The organism is Okibacterium fritillariae (assembly GCF_052783725.1).
In genome coordinates, this window is record NZ_CP199917.1 from 1,141,901 (window position 1) to 1,165,672 (window position 23,772).

General features: G+C 67.9%; 24 protein-coding genes. 13 read left to right on the forward strand and 11 right to left on the reverse strand.

Annotated elements, in window-relative coordinates; translation table 11 throughout:
- Both mca and ACUWEX_RS05405 read left to right on the forward strand, forming a co-directional pair.
- Nucleotides 1–867, forward strand: coding sequence for a mycothiol conjugate amidase Mca (mca, locus tag ACUWEX_RS05400; protein WP_407668729.1), 867 nt, complete (start codon nucleotides 1–3; stop codon nucleotides 865–867).
- Entirely contained in the window at nucleotides 864–1,238 is a 375-nt protein-coding gene (locus ACUWEX_RS05405; RefSeq protein WP_445997347.1) for a hypothetical protein, read from the forward strand. The genes mca and ACUWEX_RS05405 overlap by 4 nt, the downstream gene beginning before the upstream one ends.
- Before the next feature lie 15 nt (nucleotides 1,239–1,253).
- On the opposite strand, the gene trhA is transcribed toward ACUWEX_RS05405, so the two are convergent.
- Complete coding sequence (gene trhA / locus ACUWEX_RS05410; RefSeq protein WP_445997348.1) at nucleotides 1,254–2,078, reverse strand: PAQR family membrane homeostasis protein TrhA; 825 nt, start codon at nucleotides 2,076–2,078, stop codon at nucleotides 1,254–1,256.
- Between the two features lie 69 nt (nucleotides 2,079–2,147).
- Between trhA and ACUWEX_RS05415 the strand changes: the two genes are divergently transcribed.
- The 4 genes from ACUWEX_RS05415 to ACUWEX_RS05430 all read left to right on the forward strand — a co-directional run bounded on the left by ACUWEX_RS05415 (nucleotide 2,148) and on the right by ACUWEX_RS05430 (nucleotide 6,832).
- Nucleotides 2,148–2,933: an isoprenyl transferase gene (locus ACUWEX_RS05415; RefSeq protein WP_079727183.1), complete on the forward strand. Its 786-nt coding sequence runs from the start codon at nucleotides 2,148–2,150 to the stop codon at nucleotides 2,931–2,933.
- Between the two features lie 119 nt (nucleotides 2,934–3,052).
- Nucleotides 3,053–4,189 (forward strand): aminotransferase class V-fold PLP-dependent enzyme, encoded by a 1,137-nt coding sequence (locus ACUWEX_RS05420; protein ID WP_445997349.1) that lies wholly within the window; start codon nucleotides 3,053–3,055, stop codon nucleotides 4,187–4,189.
- A 230-nt stretch (nucleotides 4,190–4,419) separates the two neighbouring features.
- Entirely contained in the window at nucleotides 4,420–5,784 is a 1,365-nt protein-coding gene (locus ACUWEX_RS05425; RefSeq protein WP_445997605.1) for a PhoH family protein, read from the forward strand.
- Between the two features lie 226 nt (nucleotides 5,785–6,010).
- Complete coding sequence (locus ACUWEX_RS05430; RefSeq protein WP_445997350.1) at nucleotides 6,011–6,832, forward strand: hypothetical protein; 822 nt, start codon at nucleotides 6,011–6,013, stop codon at nucleotides 6,830–6,832.
- Between the two features lie 86 nt (nucleotides 6,833–6,918).
- On the opposite strand, the gene ACUWEX_RS05435 is transcribed toward ACUWEX_RS05430, so the two are convergent.
- Genes ACUWEX_RS05435 through xseA form a run of 5 tightly spaced genes read right to left on the reverse strand, consistent with a single transcriptional unit; the run spans nucleotide 6,919 to nucleotide 11,317 of the window.
- Nucleotides 6,919–8,346 (reverse strand): class II fumarate hydratase, encoded by a 1,428-nt coding sequence (locus tag ACUWEX_RS05435; protein WP_079727189.1) that lies wholly within the window; start codon nucleotides 8,344–8,346, stop codon nucleotides 6,919–6,921.
- Nucleotides 8,343–8,984: a carbonic anhydrase gene (locus tag ACUWEX_RS05440; RefSeq protein WP_079727190.1), complete on the reverse strand. Its 642-nt coding sequence runs from the start codon at nucleotides 8,982–8,984 to the stop codon at nucleotides 8,343–8,345. Before ACUWEX_RS05440 ends, ACUWEX_RS05435 begins: the two co-directional genes overlap by 4 nt.
- 54 nt (nucleotides 8,985–9,038) lie before the next feature.
- The gene (locus ACUWEX_RS05445) at nucleotides 9,039–9,839 is read right to left on the reverse strand and encodes a DUF4245 domain-containing protein (RefSeq protein ID WP_445997351.1); all 801 of its coding nucleotides are present in this window, start codon (nucleotides 9,837–9,839) and stop codon (nucleotides 9,039–9,041) included.
- Nucleotides 9,836–10,069 (reverse strand): exodeoxyribonuclease VII small subunit, encoded by a 234-nt coding sequence (locus ACUWEX_RS05450; protein WP_077053599.1) that lies wholly within the window; start codon nucleotides 10,067–10,069, stop codon nucleotides 9,836–9,838. The genes ACUWEX_RS05445 and ACUWEX_RS05450 overlap by 4 nt, the downstream gene beginning before the upstream one ends.
- Nucleotides 10,070–10,111: 42 nt before the next feature.
- The gene (gene xseA, locus ACUWEX_RS05455) at nucleotides 10,112–11,317 is read right to left on the reverse strand and encodes an exodeoxyribonuclease VII large subunit (protein WP_234991063.1); all 1,206 of its coding nucleotides are present in this window, start codon (nucleotides 11,315–11,317) and stop codon (nucleotides 10,112–10,114) included.
- Nucleotides 11,318–11,576: 259 nt separating this feature from the next.
- On the opposite strand from xseA, the gene ACUWEX_RS05460 reads away from it, so the two are divergent.
- Nucleotides 11,577–12,611 carry a 4-hydroxy-3-methylbut-2-enyl diphosphate reductase gene (locus tag ACUWEX_RS05460; RefSeq protein ID WP_077053598.1) on the forward strand — a complete coding sequence of 345 codons (1,035 nt, stop codon included), beginning with the start codon at nucleotides 11,577–11,579 and terminating at the stop codon, nucleotides 12,609–12,611.
- A complete protein-coding gene (locus ACUWEX_RS05465) occupies nucleotides 12,608–13,678 on the forward strand; it encodes a DUF6264 family protein (protein ID WP_445997352.1) in 1,071 nt (356 codons plus the stop codon). Before ACUWEX_RS05460 ends, ACUWEX_RS05465 begins: the two co-directional genes overlap by 4 nt.
- Before the next feature lie 102 nt (nucleotides 13,679–13,780).
- On the opposite strand, the gene fbaA is transcribed toward ACUWEX_RS05465, so the two are convergent.
- Complete coding sequence (gene fbaA, locus ACUWEX_RS05470) at nucleotides 13,781–14,809, reverse strand: class II fructose-bisphosphate aldolase (RefSeq protein WP_079727194.1); 1,029 nt, start codon at nucleotides 14,807–14,809, stop codon at nucleotides 13,781–13,783.
- 163 nt (nucleotides 14,810–14,972) lie between these two features.
- On the opposite strand from fbaA, the gene glpX reads away from it, so the two are divergent.
- The 4 genes from glpX to ACUWEX_RS05490 all read left to right on the forward strand — a co-directional run bounded on the left by glpX (nucleotide 14,973) and on the right by ACUWEX_RS05490 (nucleotide 18,951).
- Complete coding sequence (glpX, locus tag ACUWEX_RS05475; RefSeq protein WP_445997353.1) at nucleotides 14,973–15,992, forward strand: class II fructose-bisphosphatase; 1,020 nt, start codon at nucleotides 14,973–14,975, stop codon at nucleotides 15,990–15,992.
- Nucleotides 15,993–16,159: 167 nt separating this feature from the next.
- Nucleotides 16,160–16,768 carry a PepSY domain-containing protein gene (locus tag ACUWEX_RS05480; protein ID WP_445997354.1) on the forward strand — a complete coding sequence of 203 codons (609 nt, stop codon included), beginning with the start codon at nucleotides 16,160–16,162 and terminating at the stop codon, nucleotides 16,766–16,768.
- Nucleotides 16,769–16,853: 85 nt separating this feature from the next.
- On the forward strand, nucleotides 16,854–17,528 hold the full coding sequence (locus ACUWEX_RS05485; RefSeq protein WP_079727196.1) for a response regulator transcription factor: 675 nt from the start codon (nucleotides 16,854–16,856) through the stop codon (nucleotides 17,526–17,528).
- Nucleotides 17,521–18,951 carry an ATP-binding protein gene (locus ACUWEX_RS05490; RefSeq protein WP_445997355.1) on the forward strand — a complete coding sequence of 477 codons (1,431 nt, stop codon included), beginning with the start codon at nucleotides 17,521–17,523 and terminating at the stop codon, nucleotides 18,949–18,951. Before ACUWEX_RS05485 ends, ACUWEX_RS05490 begins: the two co-directional genes overlap by 8 nt.
- Here ACUWEX_RS05490 and rmuC read toward each other — a convergent pair.
- Nucleotides 18,948–20,468 carry a DNA recombination protein RmuC gene (gene rmuC / locus ACUWEX_RS05495; protein ID WP_445997356.1) on the reverse strand — a complete coding sequence of 507 codons (1,521 nt, stop codon included), beginning with the start codon at nucleotides 20,466–20,468 and terminating at the stop codon, nucleotides 18,948–18,950. The genes ACUWEX_RS05490 and rmuC overlap by 4 nt on opposite strands.
- A 102-nt stretch (nucleotides 20,469–20,570) precedes the next feature.
- On the opposite strand from rmuC, the gene ychF reads away from it, so the two are divergent.
- Nucleotides 20,571–21,644 carry a redox-regulated ATPase YchF gene (gene ychF / locus ACUWEX_RS05500; RefSeq protein WP_077053592.1) on the forward strand — a complete coding sequence of 358 codons (1,074 nt, stop codon included), beginning with the start codon at nucleotides 20,571–20,573 and terminating at the stop codon, nucleotides 21,642–21,644.
- Between the two features lie 45 nt (nucleotides 21,645–21,689).
- On the opposite strand, the gene ACUWEX_RS05505 is transcribed toward ychF, so the two are convergent.
- Genes ACUWEX_RS05505 through ACUWEX_RS05515 form a run of 3 tightly spaced genes read right to left on the reverse strand, consistent with a single transcriptional unit; the run spans nucleotide 21,690 to nucleotide 23,734 of the window.
- Nucleotides 21,690–22,457 carry an SCO1664 family protein gene (locus ACUWEX_RS05505; RefSeq protein WP_445997357.1) on the reverse strand — a complete coding sequence of 256 codons (768 nt, stop codon included), beginning with the start codon at nucleotides 22,455–22,457 and terminating at the stop codon, nucleotides 21,690–21,692.
- Nucleotides 22,457–23,017 (reverse strand): DUF3090 domain-containing protein, encoded by a 561-nt coding sequence (locus ACUWEX_RS05510; RefSeq protein WP_445997358.1) that lies wholly within the window; start codon nucleotides 23,015–23,017, stop codon nucleotides 22,457–22,459. The genes ACUWEX_RS05505 and ACUWEX_RS05510 overlap by 1 nt, the downstream gene beginning before the upstream one ends.
- A 9-nt stretch (nucleotides 23,018–23,026) precedes the next feature.
- Nucleotides 23,027–23,734 carry an MSMEG_4193 family putative phosphomutase gene (locus ACUWEX_RS05515; RefSeq protein WP_445997359.1) on the reverse strand — a complete coding sequence of 236 codons (708 nt, stop codon included), beginning with the start codon at nucleotides 23,732–23,734 and terminating at the stop codon, nucleotides 23,027–23,029.
- Nucleotides 23,735–23,772: the final 38 nt, after the last annotated feature.

A 23,772-nucleotide genomic window follows, 5' to 3' on the forward strand; every position in this document is an offset into this window, starting at 1 on the left:
GTGACCCTGCGAATGATGACCGTTCACGCCCACCCCGACGACGAATCGTCGAAGGGTGCCGCGACCGTGGCCTACTACCGTTCGCTCGGGCGGGAGGTGATGATCGTTAGCTGCACGGGAGGCGAGGCGGGAGACATCCTCAACCCGAACCTCGAACGCCAGGCCATGGCCGAACGCGACCTGCCGGGGCTGCGACGCCTCGAGATGGCGGCCGCGCAGCAGGCCCTCGGCGCGCAACACCGCTGGCTGGGCTACGTCGACTCCGGGATGGCCCGCGAAGACGGCTCGCTGCCCGCGAACTCGTTCGCCAGCATCCCGTTGGAGATATCGCGCCAGCCGCTCGTCAAGCTCATCAGGGAGTTCAAGCCGCAGGTTCTCGTGACCTATGACGAGAACGGCGGCTACCCGCATCCCGATCACATTCGCACCCACCAGATCTCGGTCGCCGCCATCGAGGCCGCCGCCGACCCGACGCTCTACCCCGAGCTGGGCGAGCCGTGGAAGGTGACGAAGCTCTACTACGACCGCATCTTCAACTACCCGCGCATGAAGGCCAACGTCGACGAGCTGCACCGCTCCGACCCCGAGTCGCCCCTGCTCGAAGAACTGCAGGGCACGCTCGAGTGGATGAAGGACCGCCCCGACACGTCGACCACGCACGTTCCCGCGGGCGACTTCTTCGAGGTGCGCGACCAGGCCCTGCGCTCGCACGCCTGCCAGGTCTCGCCCGACAGCAACTTCTTCTTCTGGTCGAACGACCTGCAGCGCGCCGCCTGGCCGTACGAAGACTTCGAACTCGTCTGGTCGGATGTCGACACCCTCGACTCCGAAACCGACCTGTTCACCGGAATCGAGGACACCGAATGACCCACGCCCTGACCGCCGCGATCCGGGATGCCGCGTATGCGGCCGTGAGCCCCACGCCCAGCCCGACCCCGACGCTCAAGGTCGACCCCGACCAGGTCACGCCCGGCATCTTCGGATTCCTCGTGCCGTTCCTCGTCGTGGTCGTCGTCGTGTTGCTGATCGTGGACATGGTGCGCCGCATCCGCCGTGCCACCTACCGCGGCGAGATCGCGGAGCGCCTGGCCGACGAGGTCGCCGCGCGCGAAGAGGCCGAGCGCACCGGGCAGCCCTATGTGGCGCCCGACGAGCGGTCGCACGCCAGCGACGAGAACGGCGGTCGCCCCACCGGCGACGCCGACGACGACCGGTTCACCGACCCGCGCAACCGCTGAGTCGCCGCCCGGGGGCTATGCGTTGTAGGTCGGGTCGATGACGAGCAGCAGAATGGCCACCCAGTGGCACATGAATGCCAGCACGGTGCACAGGTGGAACAGCTCGTGGAAGCCGAAGTGCCCGGGCCACGGATTCGGCCGCTTCATCGCATACATGATCGCCCCGCCCGTGTAGAACAGGCCGCCCACGATGACGAGGACCATCGTCAGGGCGTTCGACTCGAGGATGTCGCCGAGATACATGACGGCGGCCCACCCGAGCGCGAGGTAGAGGAACACGTAAAGCCAGCGTGGCGCGCCGATCCAGAACACGCGGAACGCGATTCCCAGCACGGTGCCGCCCCAGACCAGGCTGAGCAGCAGCGTGCCCTTGGCGGGCGGCAGCGCGAGCACGGCGATGGGCGTGTAGCTGCCCGCGATCAGCAGGAAGATGTTGGCGTGATCGATGCGCTTCAGGATGATCTTGGTGCGCGGTTTCCAGTTGAAGCGGTGATAGAGCGCCGAGTTGCCGAAGAGCAGCAGCGAGGACAGCACGAACACAGCCGAGCTCCACTTGGCGGCCGCGCCCTGGGCCACGCTGACGAGAACGATTCCCGCAACAAGGGAGACGGGCAGCATGCCCGCGTGCAACCATCCGCGCCACGTCGGTTTGACCTCGGCGGCGTCGGCGGGTGACGCGTCGATGAGGGGCAGGTTGGGCAGCTCGGGGCCGCTGGCCTCATCACGAGCGACCGCCTGATCAGCGGCCGATACGGGATGGTCGAGACGGTCGCGCGTGTCTTCGATGGGGTCGCCCGTGTGCTCGGATCGCGGGCGGTGCGGGGTGTTCTCCTGAGACATACCGTCAGACTACGACAGGTCGTATTCCGGGTAGCGGACTCTCACGGGATCGTGCACTAACGTAGCGATGTGAAAACTGGAGAGAATCGGCCCCGCCCGGGACTCCTGTACAACCTGTATCAGAAGCGCCTGCGCAAGGATCTGGCCGGGCATCAGCCGCCCGAGCACGTCGCCATGATCATCGACGGCAACCGGCGCTGGGCGAAGCAGCTCGGCTATGAGACCGCCGCGCACGGGCATCGCGCGGGTGCCGCCAAGATGCGCGAGTTCCTCGAGTGGTGCGACGACATCGGCGTCAAGGTCGTCACGCTTTACCTGCTGTCGAGCGACAACCTCACCAACCGCTCGAGCGATGAACTGAACGCCCTCGTCGAGATCATCGCCGACCTCGCCGAAGACCTCTCGCACTACCGCGACTGGCGGGTGAAACACGTGGGCTCCAACGCGGGCCTGCCCGAGCCGCTCGTGGGCGCGCTCGAGGCCGCCGAACGCCGCACGGCCCAGAAGAAGGGCCTGCACGTCAACCTCGCGGTGGGCTATGGCGGCCGCACCGAGATCGTCGACGCCATGCGCCGCATCGTCGAGAACCATCACCTGCAGGGTGGCGCGCTCGAGGAGCTCGCCGAGCTGCTGACCCCCGACCTGATCGGCGAGCACCTCTACACGGGTGGGCAGCCCGACCCCGACCTCGTGATCCGCACGTCGGGCGAGCAGCGGCTGAGCGACTTCATGCTGTGGCAGAGCGCGCACAGCGAGTTCTACTTCGTCGAGGCGCTGGGGCCCGACCTGCGCGAGGTCGATTTCCTGCGGGCGGTGCGCGACTACACGCGGCGTCACCGGCGCTACGGCGGCTGATCGGCGGCTGTCCCGAGGGTGCCCGGCGGTTGCCCGGCGGCTGCCCGGCGGCTACCCGGTTCGAGGCATCCTCTCGGCTACGGCAGGATTGACTCACACCCACAGCAAGGAGCACGCGCGTGAGCAGCATCGACGACTACCTCGCCGGATTCGGTGAAGAGCCCGGCTACCTCGACTACGGCCGCATCGGGCCGCTCTCCGAGGCCGTGCGCTCCGAAATGATGCTGCAGGCGGAGGTGCTGGGTCGCGCGCGGCACGGCAGCCTCGAGCCGCTCCTCGACGCCGGCGCCCGCTTTCACGAGGCCGTTTCGGTCATGACGGGTTTCCCGGCCGCGAACATCGTCACGCAGCCGAACACCTCGACGGGCCTCATGCACGTCATGTTCGGTCTCACGGGCGGCATCCTGCTCTCGCCACACGAATTCCCGAGCCTCACGTTCGCCGTGCAGCGCGCCGCCGAGAACATGCACGTGCTCGAACCGACGTGGCTCGAGACCGACGGCGGCCGCGTCACGCCCGCGCGCATCCGCGAGCAGCTCACCGACCAGACCGTCGCCGTGGCCGTGAGTCTTGTCGACTCGCGCACCGGCTACCTGTCGGACATCGAGGGCATCCGTCAGGTCATCGGCGACGACCGGTTGCTTATCGTCGACGCCATCCAGGGGTTCGGGGTCGTCGATGCACCCTACGAGGTCGCGGATGTCGTGACGACGGGCGGCCAGAAGTGGATGCGCGCCGGCTGGGGCACGGGCTTCCTGGCTCTCAGCGATCGCGCCATCCACGAGCTCGTGCCCGTCTTCTCGGGTTGGACGGGCATCGAGGAGGACGACCCGACCGCCGGCGGGTGGGATGCCGTGTCCGAACCGGCTTCGGCGGCGCGCGCCTTCCAGACCACCAACGCCGACAAGGTCGCCGAGTCTCGCTTTGCGGCGGCGCTCGAAGACCTCGCCGCCGTGGGTGTGCCGCAGGTGAGCGCCCTCGTCGCGGAACGCACCGCGCAGGTCATCGACCTGGCCGACGAATTCGGTGTGGCCGTAGCCTCCTCGCGTGCCGAACACGAGCGCGCCGGCATGGTCGTGCTCGACCTGGAGGACGACCAGCTCAACCCGCTGACCGCCAGCCTGCACAACCATGGCCTGACCGCGACCGCCCGTCAGGGCAGCGTGCGCATCTCATGCCACGCGGGAACGACCGACGAGACGCTGACCCTGCTGCGCGACGCGTTCGTCTCGTTCGGAACGGCCGTCACGTACTGATCCAGGATGCCCCGTCGCCAAACGTTAATCTGACGGAAACCTGCTGCCACGCCAGAGTCTTGCCAACCGAATTACAACCGCGTAGTTTCATACTCATCGGGCATGGGGCCCGGTCGAGACGGCCACATAAGTTCGACTCGTAACCGCTTCGTGGCCGACTCGAAAAGAGATCCGGGCGCTCGCCGCCCGGGGTGGGAGTGGTTGTGGCCGCGCACGAAACCCAAGACATTCTGAGCACCACCGAGACGGCGGGCCAGGAGAGCCCCACCGCTTCGCGCAGGCGTCAACGCGGCGCCAAAACCGCCGAAAAGACGTATGTCCTCGACACGTCGGTCCTGCTGTCCGACCCCAAGGCGCTGTTCCGGTTCGCCGAACACGCCGTCGTCATCCCGGTCATCGTCGTCTCCGAACTCGAGGGCAAACGCAACGACCCCGAGATCGGCTACTTCGCCCGGCAGGCGCTGCGCATTCTCGACGAGCTGCGCGTGAAGCACGAGCGCCTCGACTTCCCGGTCTCGGTCAGCGACGAGGGTGGAACCCTGCGCGTCGAGCTGAACCACTCCAACATGCAGGTGTTGCCGAGCGGGTTGCAGCTGAACGACAACGACTCCCGCATCCTGGCCGTCGCCATGAATCTGCGCGGCGACGGGCTCGACGTCACGGTCGTCTCGAAAGACCTGCCGCTGCGCGTGAAGGCCGCGTCGGTGGGGCTCGCCGCCGAGGAGTATCGCGCCGAACAGGCCGTCGACTCGGGCTACACGGGCATGGCGGATGTCTCACTCAGCGCCAACGAGATGAGCGACCTCTATGAAACAGAGGTGGGGTTGTCGCGGCAGGTCGAGGAGCTGCCCGTGAACACGGGGCTCGTCATCCACTCGGAGCGCGGTTCGGCACTCGGCCGCGTGACCGGACGCCGCGAGTTCAAGCTCGTGCGCGGAGACCGCGACGTCTTCGGCCTGCACGGGCGTTCGGCCGAACAGCGTCTCGCCATCGACCTGCTGCTCGACCCGGAGGTCGGCATCGTCAGCCTGGGAGGTCGAGCGGGGACGGGGAAGTCGGCGCTCGCCCTGTGCGCGGGCCTCGAGGCCGTGCTCGAACGACAGCAGCACAAGAAGATCATGGTGTTCCGCCCGCTCTACGCGGTGGGCGGTCAGGAGCTCGGCTACCTGCCGGGCGACGCGGCCGAGAAGATGAACCCGTGGGGCCAGGCCGTGTTCGACACGCTCGGTTCGGTGGTGTCGAACAACGTGCTCGAAGAGGTCGTGGAGCGAGGCATCCTCGAGGTGTTGCCGCTGACGCACATCCGCGGTCGCTCGCTGCATGATGCCTTCGTGATCGTCGACGAGGCGCAGTCGCTCGAACGCAACGTGCTGCTCACGGTGCTCAGCCGCATCGGGCAGAACTCGCGCGTGGTGCTGACGCACGACGTGGCACAGCGCGACAACCTGCGGGTTGGGCGGCACGACGGCGTGGCCTCGGTCATCGAGGCGCTGAAGGGCAACCGGTTGTTCGGGCACGTGACGCTCAGCCGGTCGGAGCGGTCGGCCATCGCCGCGCTCGTCACCGAGATGTTGGAGGGCAACGAGCTGGCGTAGTTTGTCGGCGCTTGGCGTTTGGCGCTCGGCGATCTGCGCGTCTCGCTTGGCGCCCTGCGATTGTCGCCCTACGCTCGTCGCCTCATCCGTCCGGTCGGCTCCTGCGGGGGTCGGCCGGACGTTTTCGCGAGGCTTCGCGCTCGGCGATTCGTTCTCCACAGGCCGGTTTCCGACGCCATCCTGTGCACAACGGCCGGGCGAGTGCGACCGCTCATACCGTTGCGGGATGTCCGCCACCACCGCCCTGCCGCAGCCGCCTCGCTCGCGCGCGCCCCACTCTCGAGCGCTTCGACGTGTGGTCGCCCGCGCGCGAGAGGTCTGGCTGCCGTCCTCCGGCGCATCCGTGGCGATTGTGGGCGCTGTGTTCGCGGCTGGCGGTGCCCCGAGCGGCGTTGTGCTCATCGCCTACGTCGCAGCGGTCTCGCTCCCTCTCGTGAATTCGGATGTCCTGTTCCACCGTCTCCCCAATCGGTTCACCATGCCCGGGCTAGCGCTCGCCGCCTGGGCCGTCCTCGCGGGTTCGCTCAGAGCCCTGGACACCGCTCGCAGCGCGGACAACGATCTTCGGAGCCCGGCGCCGCTGCCGAGGGGGAGAGCTGAGACGGTTGTCGGCATCTCCACCGACTCGAGCGCGGAGCTGGCTGGACGTGGCGAGACCCCGACGGTTTTCGACGGCGCGGGCGCCGTGATCACATCGGCGGCGCCGTGGTTGGCCGCCGGTGGGGAGGCGCTCGTCTGGATCCTGCTCGGCTCGCTCGTCTACGGGGCGTCGTGCGCGCTGGCCTGGTGGTTCGGCGGCCTCGGGTTCGGCGACGTCAAGCTCGCCTTCCTGCTCGGTGCGGCCGCCGGGACAGCCGGTTTCGCGGTCGTCCTCGTCGCGATGAGCCTGGGTGTCGTCGGCGCGTTTCTCGGCGGTCTGGGGCGTTTGGCGCATGTCGCGTGCTCGCGGGGCGGGGCTGTCTACCGGGGGCGGGGCATCCCGATCGGGCCTGCCCTGATCGTCGGCTTCTGGCTTGCCCTGGTCGCCGGAAGATGGTGCGGGGCATGATGGCGCAGCCCGCAACGAACGAGGGCCCCGATCTCTCGAGGCCCTCGCAGGGTGTGCCGCGCAGGCGGCGGTCGTGTGAAGCCGGTCTAGCCGGGGTGCGTCATGCTCAGCAGGTCGAGCTTCTCGTCGAGCTGCTCTTCGGTGATCTCGCCGCGCTCGACGTAGCCGAGGTCGACGACGGCTTCGCGCACCGTGATCTTCTTGGCCACGGCGTGCTTGGCGATCTTGGCGGCGGCCTCGTAGCCGATGATCTTGTTGAGCGGCGTCACGATCGAGGGCGACGAGCCGGCCAGCGCGGTCGCGCGCTCGGCGTTGACCTCGAGCCCGTCGACGGTCTTGTCGGCCAGCACGCGCGAGGCGTTGGACAGCAGGCGGATCGACTCGAGCAGCGCCGTGCCCATGACGGGGATGGCGACGTTGAGCTCGAAGGCGCCCGATGCACCCGACCACGCGATGGTGGCGTCGTTGCCGATGACACGCGAGGCGACCATGAGCACGGCCTCGGGGATGACGGGGTTCACCTTGCCGGGCATGATCGACGATCCGGGCTGCAGGTCGGGGATGTGCAGTTCGCCGAGGCCGGTGTTGGGGCCGGAGCCCATCCAGCGCAGGTCGTTGCAGATCTTGGTGAGGCTGACGGCGATGACGCGCAGGGCGCCCGAGGCATCGACGAGTCCGTCGCGGTTGGCCTGAGCCTCGAAGTGGTCGACGGCTTCGGTGATGGGAAGCTCGGTGTCTTCCTGCAACAGCTGGATGACGAGCTGCGGGAAGCCCTGCGGCGTGTTGATGCCCGTGCCGACGGCGGTGCCGCCGAGGGGAACCTCGGCGACGCGGGGGAGTGCGGTGCGAACGCGCTCGATGCCCAGGCGGATCTGGCGGGCGTAGCCGCCGAACTCCTGCCCCAGCGTGACCGGGGTCGCGTCCATGAGGTGCGTGCGGCCGGCCTTGACCACGTTCTTCCACAGCTCGGCCTTCTTCTCGAAGGCGACCGCCAGGTGGTCGAGCGCGGGGATGAGGTCGTCGATCAGAGCGCTGGTCACGGCGATGTGCACAGAGGTCGGAAAGACGTCGTTCGAGGACTGCGAGGCGTTGACGTGGTCGTTGGGGTGAACGGGCTGACCGAGGCTCGTCGTCGCGAGCGAGGCGAGCACCTCGTTCATGTTCATGTTCGACGACGTGCCGCTGCCCGTCTGGTAGACGTCGATGGGGAATTCGCCATCGTGGTTGCCGGCGATGACCTCGTCGGCCGCGCGGGCGATGGCTTCGGCAATGCCCTGGTCGAGCACGCCCAGGCGCGCGTTGGCGGTGGCGGCGGCCTTCTTGATGCGCGCGAGGGCGGCGATCTGGGCGGGCTCGAGGCCGGCACCCGAGATCGGGAAGTTCTCGACGGCGCGCTGCGTCTGGGCGCTGTAGAGCGCGTGGGCCGGAACCCTCACCTCGCCCATGGTGTCGTGCTCGATGCGGTATTCGGTGTGAGAGGTGGTGACCACGTTGTTCCTGTTCTCGTCGCTCATGGCTGGTGAGTGTCAGCGTTGCCCACGATAACATCGGCGTTCGCCGTGCCGTCGAGCAGACGGTAGTTCGCGCCGACGATGGCGAGCACGCCGCGCGCCACGTGGTCGCTGATGATCTCGGAGCGTTCGAGCATCTCGGCGACGGTGTCGCGCAGGTGCTCGCGGCCGACCTCGAGCGCGTTCACCTGGTCGTCGGCGGGTTCGCCGCCCGTGACGCGGCGCACGGCGGGCACGATCTGCTGGATGATGCCGTCGATGTGCGGCGGCAGCGGTTCGGCGCCGGGCACCTGCGAGTCGATGGCGGCGCGCACGGCCCCGCACTCGTCGTGCCCGAGCACCACGATGAGCGGAACATTCAGCACCGTCACGGCGTATTCGAGCGATCCGAGCACCGAGTCCGAGATGACCTGGCCGGCGTTGCGCACGACGAACAGGTCGCCGAGGCCCTTGTCGAAGATGATCTCGGCGGCCAGACGCGAGTCCGAGCATCCGAAGAGCGCCGCGCTGGGCGTCTGGCTGTGTGCAAGCGAGGCACGGTGCTCGACGTCTTGGCGAGGATGCAGCGGCTCACCAGCGACGAAGCGCTCGTTTCCGCGCACCATCTCTGACCAGACTTTTCCGGGGCGTTTCGTAGGCATCGGGACTCCGTTTTCTCTCGAGGGAACAGACGCGGGGTGTGACAGAAGCTCTTGTTAGGAGGCCGGGGTGGCGGCCGGCGTCGGCGTGGCCGAGGCGCGCGCGGCGTTGGCCTGGATGTCGGACGTGATGCCCGAGGCCACCCGCTCGAACTCGGCATCGGTGCCGGTTCCGAAGATGATGTAGGTGCTGCCGCCCGCCTCGGTGGTCAGCGCGTATTCGAGGTTGCCGAGGTCGTCGCTCGAACCGCGGTTGTCGTAGACGGTCCACTCGATGCCGTCGATGGTGGTCACGCCCGTGGCCGTCGACTGTTCGAGCTGCTGCCCGACCCAGGTGGGGTTGGCGTCGAAGCCCTGCGTGAGGCCGATGAAGTCGTTGCCCGGCGCGATGAGGCCGATGTTCCACGACGCCACGCCCGCGGCCTTGCTCGTGCGGATCTCGGCGTAGTTCGCGCTCCACGTGTCGGGAAGCTCGGGGTCGGCCAGGATCTGCGTCTGCGATTGCTGCGTCGTCTGTGCGACCTGCGAGTAATCGATATCGGGATGCAGCGGCTTATCGCTGCGCGGAACCGCGAACACGATCACCACGACGACCGCGACGGTGACGAGCAGCGAGAAGACCAGGTTGTTCACGGTCTTGCGCATGCGGTATTTGCGCGAGTCTTCGGCTTTGCGGGCGGCCGTCTCTTCGGGCGTCTCGGGCCGACCGAGCTCGGCCACCACGCGCTGGCGGCGGCGCTCGTCGCGCTGGTCGGCGGGCGTGCCGCTGCGAGGCCTCGGCGCGCCGGGTGTTCCGGTGCGGGGGGAGTCGGCGCCGCTGGTGCCGGCGTTCGGGTCGCTCGGCGGGTTGGTGCTCATTCGGCCGATGCCGCCGCGTTCTCGTCGTGGGCCGCGCGCGCCTTGTCGAGGCGGGCCTTGGCGCCGATCAGCCAGTCTTCGCAGCGACGGGCCAGGGCCTCGCCGCGCTCCCAGAGCGCCAGCGACTGCTCGAGCGTGGCCGACCCCTGTTCGAGTTCGGAGACGACGCGGACGAGTTCGTCGCGCGCCTCTTCATAGCTGAGTTCTGCGACGTCGGGGGTGCTGGCCATGCCCCCGATTCTACTCGGCTGAGGGCGGGCGGATGGCCGGGGTCACACGTCGGTGCGACGCGGGTCTGCAGCATCCGCCTCGCCCGTCGAACCGGAGGACGTGGCGCCGATGGAACCCGTCGCGAGCGTCAGGGTGAGGGCGACGCCATCCGGTGCGTCGGCGGCGTCGCGCAGAACGTGACCCGTCGGCAATTGCGCGATCGCATAGCCGCGGTCGAGCGTGCGCTGCGGCGACAGAGCACGCAGTTCGGAGCGCAGGCGCGCGGTCTCGGTCGAGGCCTTCTCGAGGGCGCGGTCGACGAGCTCGGCGCCGCGCGCCACGTAACGGGTGAGGTCTTGCGAGCGCTGATCGACGATCCAGGCGCTGGAGGCGAGGGCGGGGCGCGACCGCAGCTGCTCGACGCGGTGGATCTCGTGCTGCAGATAGGTGGTGAGCCGCACGGTGAGGCGGCTGCGGGCCTGTTGCACGCGGGCGAGCTCCTCCGAGACATCCGGAACCACGCGTTTGGCGGCATCGGTGGGGGTCGAGGCGCGCAGATCGGCAACATCGTCGAGCAGGGGCCGGTCGGCTTCGTGGCCGATGGCACTCACGAGTGGCGTGGTGCAGTCGGCGGCCGCACGCACGACGCGTTCGTCGCTGAAGCCCAGCAGATTCTGGAAGTCGCCGCCACCGCGCGCCACGATGATGACATCGACCTCGGGGTCGGCGTCGAGCGTGCGGATGGCGGACGACACGTCGGCCACGGTGCGTTCTCCCTGCACGGCGGCGTGCACCACGCGGAAGCGCACGGCGGGCCAGCGCAGTTGGGCGTTGCGCAGGACGTCTTTCTCGGCATCCGAATCTTTGCCCGTGATGAGGCCGATGCAGCCGGGCAGGAAGGGGAGCGGCTTCTTGCGCGACGCGTCGAAGAGGCCCTCGGCTTTCAGCTGCGCGCGCAGGCGTTCGAGGCGTTCGAGCAGGTCGCCCAGGCCGACATGTTTCATGTCGAAGACCTGCATGGTGAGCGAGCCGCCCTTGACCCAGTAGTTGGGCTTGACCATGGCGACCACGTGATCGCCCTGCTTCAGGTCGGACGGGATGCGCGACTTCACCGACGACCACACCGTGAACGAGATGGTGGCGTCGGCGTCGAGGTCTTTGAGTTTTCCGTAGACGTTTCCACCCGAAACGCCCCACTGCGTGATCTCGCCCTCGACCCAGACCGAGCCCAGGCGATCGATGTATTCGCGCAGTTTCTGGCCCAACATCGACACCGGCCAGGGATGTTCGGCCGACGGCCCGCTCGGTGCGGCAGGGTTCGCGGATGCCTGAGCGCCGGCCCGCTGCGCGGCGGAAACCTCGTCGGCACCCCCGCCAGAGCCCGTGTTTGCGCGGAAAGACGGCCCCGTCGTGCTCGGGCTTCGACCCGTCGTCGAGCGTTCGGCAGCCATGCATTCCTCCTCTAACCTCACGCCCAGCGGCAGCGCCTAGAATCGAAGGGTGAGTGACGCAACGATCAGCCTGCCAATGCCCCGGATTCCAGGCGCACGGGCGAGGCTCAAGAATACCCCGGTTCAGGGCGAGAAGAAGGTTCTGCTCGCTGCCCCCCGCGGCTACTGTGCCGGCGTCGACCGCGCCGTCATCGCCGTCGAGAAGGCGCTCGAGCAGTACGGCTCGCCCGTCTACGTGCGCAAACAGATCGTGCACAACATCCACGTGGTGTCCGAGCTCGAGAACAAGGGCGCCATCTTCGTCGATGAGGTCGACGAGGTTCCGCCGGGCGCGCACATCGTGTTCAGCGCCCACGGCGTGTCTCCGGCCGTGGTCAACGCGGCCCAAGACCGCGGGCTGCTCGCTATCGACGCCACGTGCCCGCTGGTCACCAAGGTGCACCGCGAGGCCGTTCGGTTCGCGCGCGACGACTTCGAGATCTTGCTGATCGGCCACGAAGGCCACGAAGAGGTCGAGGGCACCGCCGGTGAGGCACCCGACCACGTCACGCTCGTCAACAGCCCCGACGACGTTCCCAACATCCACGTCAAAGACCCCGACAAGGTCGTGTGGCTCTCGCAGACCACGCTCTCGGTCGACGAGACCATGGAGACGGTCCGCCGCCTGCGCGAGCGCTTCCCAAACCTGCAAGACCCGCCCAGCGACGACATCTGCTACGCCACGCAGAACCGCCAGGTGGCCATCAAGAAGGTCGCGCAAGACTCCGACCTCGTGATCGTCGTCGGTTCGGCCAACTCGTCCAACAGCGTGCGCCTCGTCGAGGTCGCGCTCGAATACGGCGCCAAGGCCGCCTACCGCGTCGACTACTCGCACGAGGTCAAGCAGGAGTGGTTCGACGGCGTGAAGACCGTCGGCGTCACCTCGGGTGCCTCCGTGCCCGAAGAACTCGTGCAAGAGCTGCTCGAAGACCTCGCCACGGCGGGTTACCTCGACGTCGAGCAGGTTAAGACGGCCGAAGAAGACCTCATGTTCTCGCTTCCCAAGGAGCTGCGCACCAACCTGAAGGGCCAGCGCGAAGCGCGTGCGCTCGGCGGGCGGGTCTCTTCGTGAGTGGCGACCGCGACACGACAGACACACCTCCTTCTACGACCGACCCGGTGACGGGCGGCGGTTCGCCTCAGCACGATGACGCCCCCGAGACGGGTGCGGATTCGCGCGTGCCGAACGATGCGCCCGAGACTGGGAGGACGTACGGCGAGTCCGTCGACGCGGCCGCTGCTGCCGCGGCGTCCGGCACGGCGTCCGGTTCTGGCGCGGCGTCCGGTTCCGGCTCGGCGGCTGCGGCGCCCGTTCGTCCCGGACGTCCGGCGTTCGGCGAATACGCGACGCCCGAAGAGCAGCGTGCCGCCATCCGCGTGCCGTTCGACACCGAAGAGGGCGTTCCGGTCGTCGCCGATGCCGACGCGCCCGTAGCGCCCGTCGACCACGACGGTCACGCCGCATCCTCACCCGCCAGCTACGGCGAGCGAGTTGCGGGTGCGCAGCGGCCGACGCCGCAGCCGACGGGTCAGGATGCGTCCTCGGGTGTTTCGGGCTCATCGAAACCGTCGCGTGCCTCTGGCCGCGGAGGGAGCGGTGCGGAATCCGGCGGCGGATCAAACAGCGGCACGGGTAACGGCTCTGGCACGGGAACCCGCTCCGGCTCCGGCTCCGCCAGCGGCAAGCAGACCCCTGGTGGATTCTTCGCCAACGCTTTCGGCGGCGGCTCGTCCGCGGCCGCCACGGCTGACGGCTCGGCCGACGGCGTCGCCCCGGCCCGCCGCGATCGTCTCATCACCTACCTCTTGCTGGCCTTCGGCCTGCTCGCGGTGCTCAACTCGGTGAGCGGCATCTCGGCACTCCCCGTCTCGGTCAAGCAGGCGTTCGAGCAGATGAACGTCACGGCCACGCCGCCCACCGACCTGCTCATCACGCTCGGCTGGATCACGGCCGGCATCCACGCCCTCATGTGGGTCGTCGCGTTGCTCTGGTCGTTGAGCGCCATCCGCCGAGGAAAGCTCAGCTGGTGGATCCCGGTGCTGTGCGGCGTCATCTTCGTCGTCGTGGCAACGGTCGTCATCTTCGCGGGCTTCGCCACCGACCCGACCATCATGGATGCGGTCATGCAGCGCGGTTGATTCGCGATAACTCCAGTACAAACGATAAACGCCCCGCGGATGCATCCACGGGGCGTTCGTCGTTGCGGGTCGGCCGCGCAGTGCACGCGGCCGACCGAGGGTTTAGCGCGAGATGGCGTTTCCGGCGGAACCGAGCTGGCGCGTGGCGTCGACGACGCGGGCGGCCATCGCGGTCTCGGCGATCTTGCCCCACGAGCGCGGGTCGTAGACCTTCTTGTTGCCCACTTCGCCGTCGACCTTGAGGAAGCCGTCGTAGTTCTTCAGCACGGTGTCGGCGATCGAGCGGCTGAACGCGTACTGCGTGTCGGTGTCGATGTTCATCTTGATGACACCGTTGCGCACGGCCTCGGCGATCTCGTCGTCGGTGGAGCCGGAGCCGCCGTGGAACACGAGGTCGAGCGGCTTGGGGCCGTGGCCGTACTTGGCGGCGAGGCCATCCTGGATCTCTTTCAGCAGCTCGGGCTTGAGCTTGACGTTGCCGGGCTTGTAGACGCCGTGCACGTTGCCGAACGTGAGGGCGGCCATGTAGCGGCCCTTCTCGCCGAGACCCAGGGCCTCGACGGTGGCGATCGCGTCGTCGAGCGTCGTGTAGAGGTGCTCGTTGATGTCGTGGCTGACACCGTCTTCTTCGCCGCCGACGACGCCGATCTCGACCTCGAGGATGGCGTTGATGGCCTTGGTGCGGGCGATCATGTCTTCGGCGATGCGCAGGTTCTCGTCGAGGGGAACGGCCGAACCGTCCCACATGTGCGACTGGAAGATCGGGTTGCGGCCGGCCTTGACCTCTTCTTCGCTGGCGGCGATGAGGGGCATGACGAAGCCGTCGAGCGCATCCTTGGGGCAGTGGTCGGTGTGCAGCGCAACCGTGATCGGGTAGTTCTTGGCGACCTCGGTGGCGAACTTGGCGAAGGCGATGGCGCCGGCCGCACGGTTCTTGACGGTCTGGCCGGCGAAATAGTCAGCACCGCCCGTGGTGACCTGGATGATGCCGTCGGAGCCGGCCTCGCTCAGGCCCTGCAGCACGGAGTTGATGGTCTGCGAGCTCGAGACGTTGACCGCCGGGAAGGCGAAGCCCTTCGTCTTGGCGGTGTCGAGCATCTCGGCGTACTGCTCTGGGGTGGCGACGGGCATAGATTTCTCCTTCGAGATCGGACTACTGCAGCCAGTTTAGTGATCGGGGGGATGTCGCGCAGTGCGCACGCCGAGTGCACGTTCGTGCGGGGCATCCGATCTGACCGGTGCTCGCGAAATGGCGGCGGCTAGGCTGGGAGTGGGCCCCCAGCACCTGATAAATATGCAGCCGATGTATCGATCGAATCAGAGGATTCCCGTGACGCAAGAAACACAGACCCAATACCTGCACCCCGACCGCAACCTCGCAATGGAGCTGGTGCGAGCGACCGAGGCGGCCGCCATCCGTGCCACGCCGTGGATCGGCCGGGGCGACAAGAACGCCGCCGACGGTGCCGCGGTCGACGCCATGCGCAAGTTCCTCGGAACGGTCAACTTCGAGGGCGTCGTCGTGATCGGCGAGGGCGAGAAGGACCACGCGCCCATGCTCTACAACGGCGAACAGGTGGGCAACGGCTCGGGCCCCGCGTGCGACATCGCGGTCGACCCCATCGACGGCACGAGCCTCACCGCCGCCGGCCGCCAGAACGCGCTCTCGGTCATCGCCGTCTCCGACCGGGGCAGCATGTTCGACCCGTCGGCCGTGTTCTACATGGACAAGATCGTGACCGGTCCCGAGGGCCACGGCGTCATCGACATCTCGCGCCCCATCGGCGACAACATCCGCGCTCTGGCGAAGGCCAAGGGCAAGAGCGTCGAAGAGATGCGCATTGCCGTGCTCGACCGCCCTCGCCACGCCAACCTCATCGAGGAGATCCGCGAGGCCGGCGCCGGAACCCGACTGCTGCTCGACGGCGACGTCGCCGGTGGCATCAACGCGGCCCGCTACGAGTCCCGCATCGACATGTGCGTGGGCATCGGCGGAACCCCCGAGGGCATCATCACGGCCTGCGCCGTCAAGGCTCTGGGCGGCCTCATCCAGGGCAAGCTCATGCCGAAGGACGACGCCGAGCGTGAGAAGGCCATCGCGGCCGGCCACGACCTCGACCGCATCCTCACGGGCGACGACCTCGTGCGTGGCGACAACACCTACTTCGTGGCGACCGGTGTGACCAACGGCGAACTGGTGGCGGGTGTGCAGCGCAAGGGCCCGATCATCCGCACCGAGAGCCTCGTGCTGCGTTCGCGTTCGGGCACAGCTCGTCGCGTCGTGGCCGACCACCTCGTCGAGAAGTGGCTCTAAACGTTCTTGTGAACTGAGTGGATGTCGCACCTCTGGCTTCGGCCCGGTGCGACATTCGCGTTAACCGGCGCCGGTTGATTTCTAGCCGCTTCAGGTTGGCTTCAGCGTCGGTTCGAGATGCTCTGTTCATGCCCGCAACAGGGCAGCGAACCATGAAGGAGCATCCCATGCAGAAGAAGACCAAGATCATCACCGCCTCGGCCATCACGGCCGGAATCGTGCTGGGTGGCGCGGGCATCGCCTATGCGGTCACCGACGGGTTCGAGGGTTCGGATGCCGTGACCGGTGCCGACCTCGACCGCGCGTCGAAGGCGGCCGTGAAGGAGGTCGGCGGCGGCAAGGTCATCGACGCCGAGCGTGACGACAACCGCTACGAACTCGATGTGCTCGGGTCGGATGGCGTGTCCTACGACGTCGTCCTCGACGACTCGTTCACGGTTCTTTCGTCGCGCGCCGACGGCGACGACGACCGCGCGCGCGTCTCGGGTGGCGCGGGCTCCGGCTCGACGTCGAGCGGCTCTGACTCCGACGACGCCGCAACCGACGGCGCCTCGGGGCAGCCCGGTGCATCGGTCGACAAGGATGACCTGGTCGGCGACGAGCTCGCCCAGGCATCCGAGGCGGCCATCAAGGCTGCCGGGGGCGGAACGGTCGTCGACGCCGAGCGCTCCGACGACGCCGACCACCGCTTCGAGGTCGAGGTGCGCCTCGAGGACGGCACCGAGGTGGATGTCGACCTCGACGAGTCCTTCGGCGTCGTGCGCACGCAGCGCTAACCTCTGGCGCGCGAGTGCGTCGAATAGTCTGAAACCCCGGCCCCAGTCATCCCGATGACCCCCTCTGATGCGAAGCAGGTGACACATGCGCGTTCTCGTGGTCGATGACGAGAAGAACCTGTTGCGTGCCATCGAGGCGGGGCTCGAGGCCGAGGGTTTCGCCGTGGACACCGCGACGAACGGTGTCGACGGCCTGTGGCTGGCGCGCGAGAACGATTATGCGGTCATCGTGCTCGACATCATGCTGCCCGGCATGAGCGGCTATCGCATCTGCGAGCAGCTGCGGGCCGACGAGAACTGGACGCCCGTCATCATGCTCACGGCGAAGGATGGCGACCTCGATCAGGTCGAGGCGCTCGACACGGGTGCTGACGACTACCTCACGAAACCGTTCTCGTTCCAGGTGCTCCTGGCTCGGCTGCGGGCGTTGATCCGCCGCGGTGGGGGAGAGCGGCCCACCCTCTTGACGATCGGCGACCTCACGCTCGACCCGGCATCCCGGCGTGTCACGCGCGGCGGCGTGCCCATCGAGCTGACGACGCGCGAGTTCAGCGTGCTGCAGTTCCTAGCGGCGCGGCCGGGTGAGGTTCGCTCGAAGAAGGATGTCCTCGGCGGCGTCTGGGACTTCGACTTCGAGGGCGACCCCAACATCGTCGAGGTCTACATCCGCACCCTGCGCAACAAGGTCGACCGTCCCTTCGGTCGCGCGTCGATCGAAACGGTGCGCGGTGCGGGCTACCGATTGGTCGCGGATGTCTGAGCGCAACTGGGCTGGAGCCCACACGCCCAAGCAGCTGCGAAAGCGTCGGCTGCGTTCGGTGCGGGCGCGCATCACGGTCATCGCGAGCGTTGTCGTGGCCGTCACGGTTTCCGCGGGCGCGGTCGGTTTCGCTGTCGTCCTGCAGTCCACGTTGCTCGACCAGGCGACCGTCGCCGCCGAAGCCCAACTCGACCGCTTCGAGTCGCTGATCGACGTCTCGGGCCCGTCGGCGCTGAACGACGCGGATGGTTTCGCTCAACTCGTCGGCGACGACGGTCGCGTGCTCGCGGCATCCGACGACGCCGACGAGGTTCCGGCGCTCGCCGACTCGGAGTTCGAGGGTGGCCGCGAGGCAATCTTGCCCGAGGACGACGACCCGGTGTTCATCGTGTCCTCTGAGGTCGACGGCGGCGTCTTGGTCGTCGGGGTCGACGATGAGGCGCGACGCGAGGCAATTTCGACAACGGCGCTCTTGCTGCTCGCCGCTCTGCCGCTGTTGGTGGCGCTGGTCGCGGTGACCTGCTGGGTGGTGGTGGGCCGCGCCCTGCGCCCGGTCGACCGCATCCGCCGGGAAACCGAGGGCGTGTCGGCCGCCGATCTGAGCCGTCGCGTGGGCGTTCCGGGAACGGGCGACGAGATCGACGCGCTGGCCGTGACCATGAACCGCATGCTCGAGCGTCTCGACAACGCACAGTCGCGCCAGCGCCGTTTCGTCTCGGATGCTTCGCACGAGCTCCGTTCACCGATCGCGTCGCTGCGCCAGAGCTCCGAGGTCATGTTGCGCTACCCGGGCCGCGTGCCGATCGAGGAGTTCGCCCGCACGACCTCCGAGGAGTCGCAGCGTATGGCCGACCTGGTCGAGGGCCTCCTCCTGCTGGCTCGCGCCGACGAGCACGGCCTCGCGCTTTCAACCCAGCCCACGGACCTCGACGACCTCGTTCTCGCCGAGGCATCCCGCCTCCGCGCGCTCGTCGCGGCAACCTCCGCTGATGCGGATGCGGATGCTGATGCTGATGCTGATGCTGATGGTGTCGAGTCGCCCTCGATCGTCATCGACGCGCGAGGTGTTTCTGCCGCTCAAGCGCCGGCGGATGCGCGACTGATCGCGCGGGTCCTCCGCAACCTGGGCGACAACGCGCTACGCCATGCCCGTTTGACGGTCAGGTTGTCGTCGTCAGTTCAGGGAAACGTCGCGGTCGTGTCGGTCGCAAACGACGGCGCCAATATCTCGGATGCGGACAAGTCTCGCATCTGGGACCGCTTCGAGCGCCTCGACGACGCCCGTTCCCGCGACCAGGGCGGCTCGGGGCTGGGTCTCTCCATCGTCGCTGAGATCGTGTCGGCTCACGGCGGCTCCGCGCAGATCGTGGATGTCAAGGGTGGCGGCGTGCGCTTCGACATTCGCCTTCCGCTGAACCGTTAGGGCAGCGTCTTCACGTCTTCGTCGCCAAGCCTGCTTGTCGGCGAAGACGTGTCGTCGTTTGTCGTGCTTTCGGCACGCGATCGAACGTCCTCCGGAATGCGCCCGTCATCGTCGGCATGACCCGCGCTCGAATCATCCTCTTCCGAATCCTCCGAGCCTTGAGTGGGCTCGTCCGGGCTCTGGGCGATGAGTTCATACGCGGTCGCCTTACGCGTCGGCTCGTCGATGACGGTGAGCTGCGGGATGATCTTCGTCTCGTCGAGCGCCGAGAGCTTGCGCGCGCTCGGCAGCACCTGACGTTCGAGCGACCCGACGAACCCGTTGTAATCCTTCACGCTGCGTTCGAGCGAGCGCCCCAGCTTGTCAATGTGGGTCGCGGTCGTTGCGAGCCGGCCATGCAGTTCGCGCGACAGGTCGAACAGCTGCTTCGCCTCGGCCGTGAGCACGTCTTGCTGCCAGCTGAACGCGACGGTCTTCAGCACCGACCACAGCGTGACGGGGGACGCCAACGCCACCCGCTTCGAGAAGGCAAACTCCAACAGCGACGGGTCGCTCTCGAGCGCCGACGAGATGAGCGACTCGCTCGGGATGAACGCGATCACGAGCTCGGGGGAGGAGGGCAGACCCTGCCAATAGGTCTTGCTGCCGAGCGCGACGATGTGCTCGCGCACGGCCTTCACGTGGGCGGCGAGGAGCGTGTTGCGGCGTGCCTGCTCGGCGGCCGAGGCATCCACGCGAATGCTAGTGGCTTCGAGGTAGGCGGTGAACGGAACTTTGGCGTCGACCGCGATGTTCTTGCCACCGGGAAGGTGCACGACCATATCGGGCCGACCGGCCCCGGCGTCGGTGACGATGTTGGCTTGCAGGTCGAAGTCGACGCGCTCGATCAGCCCGGCGGCCTCGACCACGCGACGCAGCTGCGTCTCGCCCCACACCCCACGCGTGTTGTTGGCACGCAACGCCGACGCGAGCGTCTCGGCCGTCGACCGCAGGCGCTCCTCTGACTCGGTGGCCGAGCGCAGCTGCTCGCTGATCTGCCCGTGCTGCGCGCTGCGCTGCTCTTCGAGCTCGGCAACCTTGCGCTGCATGGCCGCAAGCGTCTCGTTGACGGGCGCGAGGGCCTGCAGAACGCGGCTCTCGGCGCGCTCCTTCTCGGCCTGCTCGAGCCGCTCGGCGCGGTGGCGCTCGACCAGCTCGCGATACTGCTCCTGGGCCGCACCCAACTGCTCGTCAAGCGCGGACATCGTTGCCTGCGCCGCCGCCAGTTGCTCGCGCAAGGCGCCGCGCCGCTCGGACTCCTCGGTAAGCACACGCTGGATCTCAGCCGCGTGTCGGGCCTCGAGGACGGAGGCTGCGGCATCCGCCTCGATGCTGCCGTCGCTGGCCGAGCCGTAGCGCCCGCCGGCCCCGAAACGCCCGCCGCTGCGGCCCAGAACCGTGGCGAGCACGAGACCCAGCACGACACCGAGAACGGCGCCCGCGAGCAGGCCGAGGATGAGTGCGATGAGGGGGTCCATGGGTGAAGCATCGCAGCGACCACCGACATCGGCGGGGAGGTGGGCGCGCGTCGGGCGACGGCGGCGGACGTCATGCGGCAATCACCGGTACGATAGACCCCCGTGGCTCTCACTATCGGAATCGTCGGACTTCCCAATGTCGGCAAATCGACCCTCTTCAACGCGCTGACCAAGAACTCGGTGCTCGCGGCGAACTACCCGTTCGCCACGATCGAGCCGAACGTCGGCGTGGTGAACCTGCCCGACCCGCGCCTCGACAAGCTCGCCGAGATCTTCGGCTCCGAGCGCATCATGCCCGCGACCGTGTCGTTCGTCGACATCGCCGGCATCGTGCGCGGCGCCAGCGAAGGTGAGGGCCTGGGCAACCAGTTCCTCGCGAACATCCGCGAGGCCGACGCCATCGCCCAGGTCGTGCGCGGCTTCAGCGACAGCGACGTCGTGCACGTCGACGGCGCGGTCAACCCGGCCAGCGACATGGAGACCATCAACACCGAGCTCGTCCTCGCCGACCTCCAGACCCTCGAAAAGGCCGAGGCTCGCTTCGAAAAAGAGGTCAAGGGCAAGAAGCTCGAGCCCATCGTTCTCGAAACGGCGAAGGCCGCTCGCGAATACCTCGACACCGGCAAGCCCCTGTCGTCGTCCACCATCGACCTGGCCCCCGTGCGTGAGCTCGGCCTCCTCACGGCCAAGCCCTTCATCTACGTCTTCAACGTGGACGAGCCCATCCTGCAAGACGCCGCCAAGCTGGATGAACTAGCCGCCCTGGTCGCGCCCGCCAAGGCTGTCTTCCTCGACGCCAAACTCGAATCCGAGCTCATCGACCTCGACGAGGCGGATGCCGCAGAAATGCTCGAGTCCACCGGCCAGACCGAGTCGGGCCTCGACCAGCTCGCCCGCATCGGCTTCGCCACGCTCGGCCTGCAGACCTACCTCACGGCGGGCCCCAAAGAGTCGCGCGCCTGGACGATTCCGCAGGGCGCCAAGGCCCCTCAGGCCGCCGGCGTCATCCACACTGACTTTGAAAAGGGCTTCATCAAGGCCGAGGTCATCTCCTTCGACGACCTCGTCGAAACCGGCTCAGTCGCCGAGGCCCGCTCCAAGGGCAAAGCCCGCATGGAAGGCAAGGACTACACCATGCAGGATGGCGACGTGGTGGAGTTCCGCTTCAACGTTTAGCGGCTGGGCGTTCGACGCTCGCCTCGGCAAGCGAGACGAGCCACGTCAGAACAGCGGCCAGGGAACCGCCGGCATCCCACCGACGGGAGCAGGAAACCGCCCGGCCGCGCGAACCGCGGAGCATCGAGCGGCGAGCGCGGCGATCTCTGGGGCGCTGAGCAGGTCCGCGAGGTCGTCTCCCAGGGCCCCCTGTAGCCCTTCGCTGATGCGATCGACGCCTTCGAGCTCGTCGGCGGCGAGAGGGTCTCCCAGCCATCCCCAGAGAACCGTGCGCAACTTGTAGTCGCGGTGGAAGGTCAGCCCGTGATCGACGCCGTGGCGGTGGCCGTCCGGCAGGGCAAGGATGTGGTCACCCTTGCGGTCGGCGTTGTTGACCACCAGGTCGAACACGGCCATGCGCCGAAGTGCCACGGTGTCTTCATGAATGAGGGTGACCGGCTGGTCGTCCTCGTCGACCCCCTCCAGAACGCGCTTCCAGCCGAACTCCGGCTCCTGCTCAGCCCCGATGAGGTCGACGGCGGTGTGGTCGGCATCCGTTTCCTGCCAGAGCTGAACCATGCCTTCGCCGAAGGGGCCGTCGCGCAGCCAGGTGTGCGGCACGATATCCCAGCCGAAGGCCTGCGACACCCGGTAAGCGGCCACCTCCCGGTGCGCCAGGCAGCCGTCGGGGAAGTCCCATAGCGGACTCTCCCCGGCTATCGGCTTGTAGACGACGCTCACGTCGCCGATGCTTCCGAGGAACGTGGCGTTGGACGCCGTCCTGATGCGGCCGACGACCTTCAGCTCGGTGGTCATCAGGTCTGTTGTCGACATCAGACCTCGGGACGCGTGCAGATGTGACCGTCGGGGTCCACCGGGTAGCCGCAGATCGGGCACGCCGGGCGCCCGGCTCCCACGATCTCCCGGGTGCGGTTGGCGAATGCGCGGGCGGTGCCCACGGGCATGCGCAGCATGAGCATTTCGGCCTCGGGAGCGCTGTCCTCGGCAAGCATCCGGACGGCGTCGTCAAACGCTGCATCGTCGTCGGCGAGAGGGTAGGCCTCGATGACGACCTGGGCAGTCGTCGGGTCCCAACCGAGGTTGATGGCGCCGGTGCGGAAGTGCTCCTCGACGGGATCGAGCTGATCGTTGTCGACGAGCTCCGGGGGAGTGCCAGCGGGCACGCTGAACGGGTTGCCCTCGACGGTGATGAGCTGGTCGAGGATTTCGTCGATCATGTCCGCGAGCAGGGCCGACTGCTGCTTCTCGAGGGCGACGCACATCAGTCGCGTCCCCGAGCGCACCTGCAGGTAGAAGGTGCGGGCCCCGGGCGGGCCGACGGTGCCGATGACGGCTCGGTCGGGCCAATCGAACTCGTGAACACGTAGAGGCATGTCAGTAGCCTAAGCGTCTCTGGTCGACGGCGCGCTGTGCCCGGTGCCGCCACCGACCGGTGCATCGCCGGAGCGGATGCCCTTCGCTAGCCACGACAGGTCGCCCGCCTCTGTGTTGGTCGCGTGGACGCTCGGCCGACCGGCGCCGTAGCGCACGATTGATACGGATGCCGGGCCCACGTTGATGCGTTGGAACAGGTCGAGGTGCATACCGAGCGCGTCGGCGAGAATCGACTTGATGATGTCGCCGTGGCTGACCGCGACCCAGACGGCCTCGGGCCCGTGCTCGGCTTCGACGGCTGCATCGTGTCGGCGGATGGCTGCCACCGACCGGGCCTGCATCGCGGCCATGGATTCACCACCGGGAAAAGTGACCGCCGATGGTTGCGATTGCACCACCGGCCACAGATCCTCGGTCGCGAGCTCGGAGAGGGTGCGGCCCTGCCACTGCCCGTAGTCGCACTCGGTGAGATCGGGATCAACCGACGTGTGCGGTGTGCCCGCCTGACGCTCGATGATGTACTCGGCAGTCTGCTGACAACGCTCGAGAGGGCTTGCCACCACCGCGACCAGTGGAACGGCCGCGAGCCGCGTTCCGGTCAGAGCGGCTTGGTCGCGGCCGATCTGGTCGAGACCGACGCCCGCGGCCCTCCCAGCCAGCAGCCCGGCGGCATTTGCTGTGGTGAGGCCGTGCCGCACGAGAAGAACCGTTGCCATTCAGCAAGCCTAACCACCTCGGACGATGGCGCTGGGTC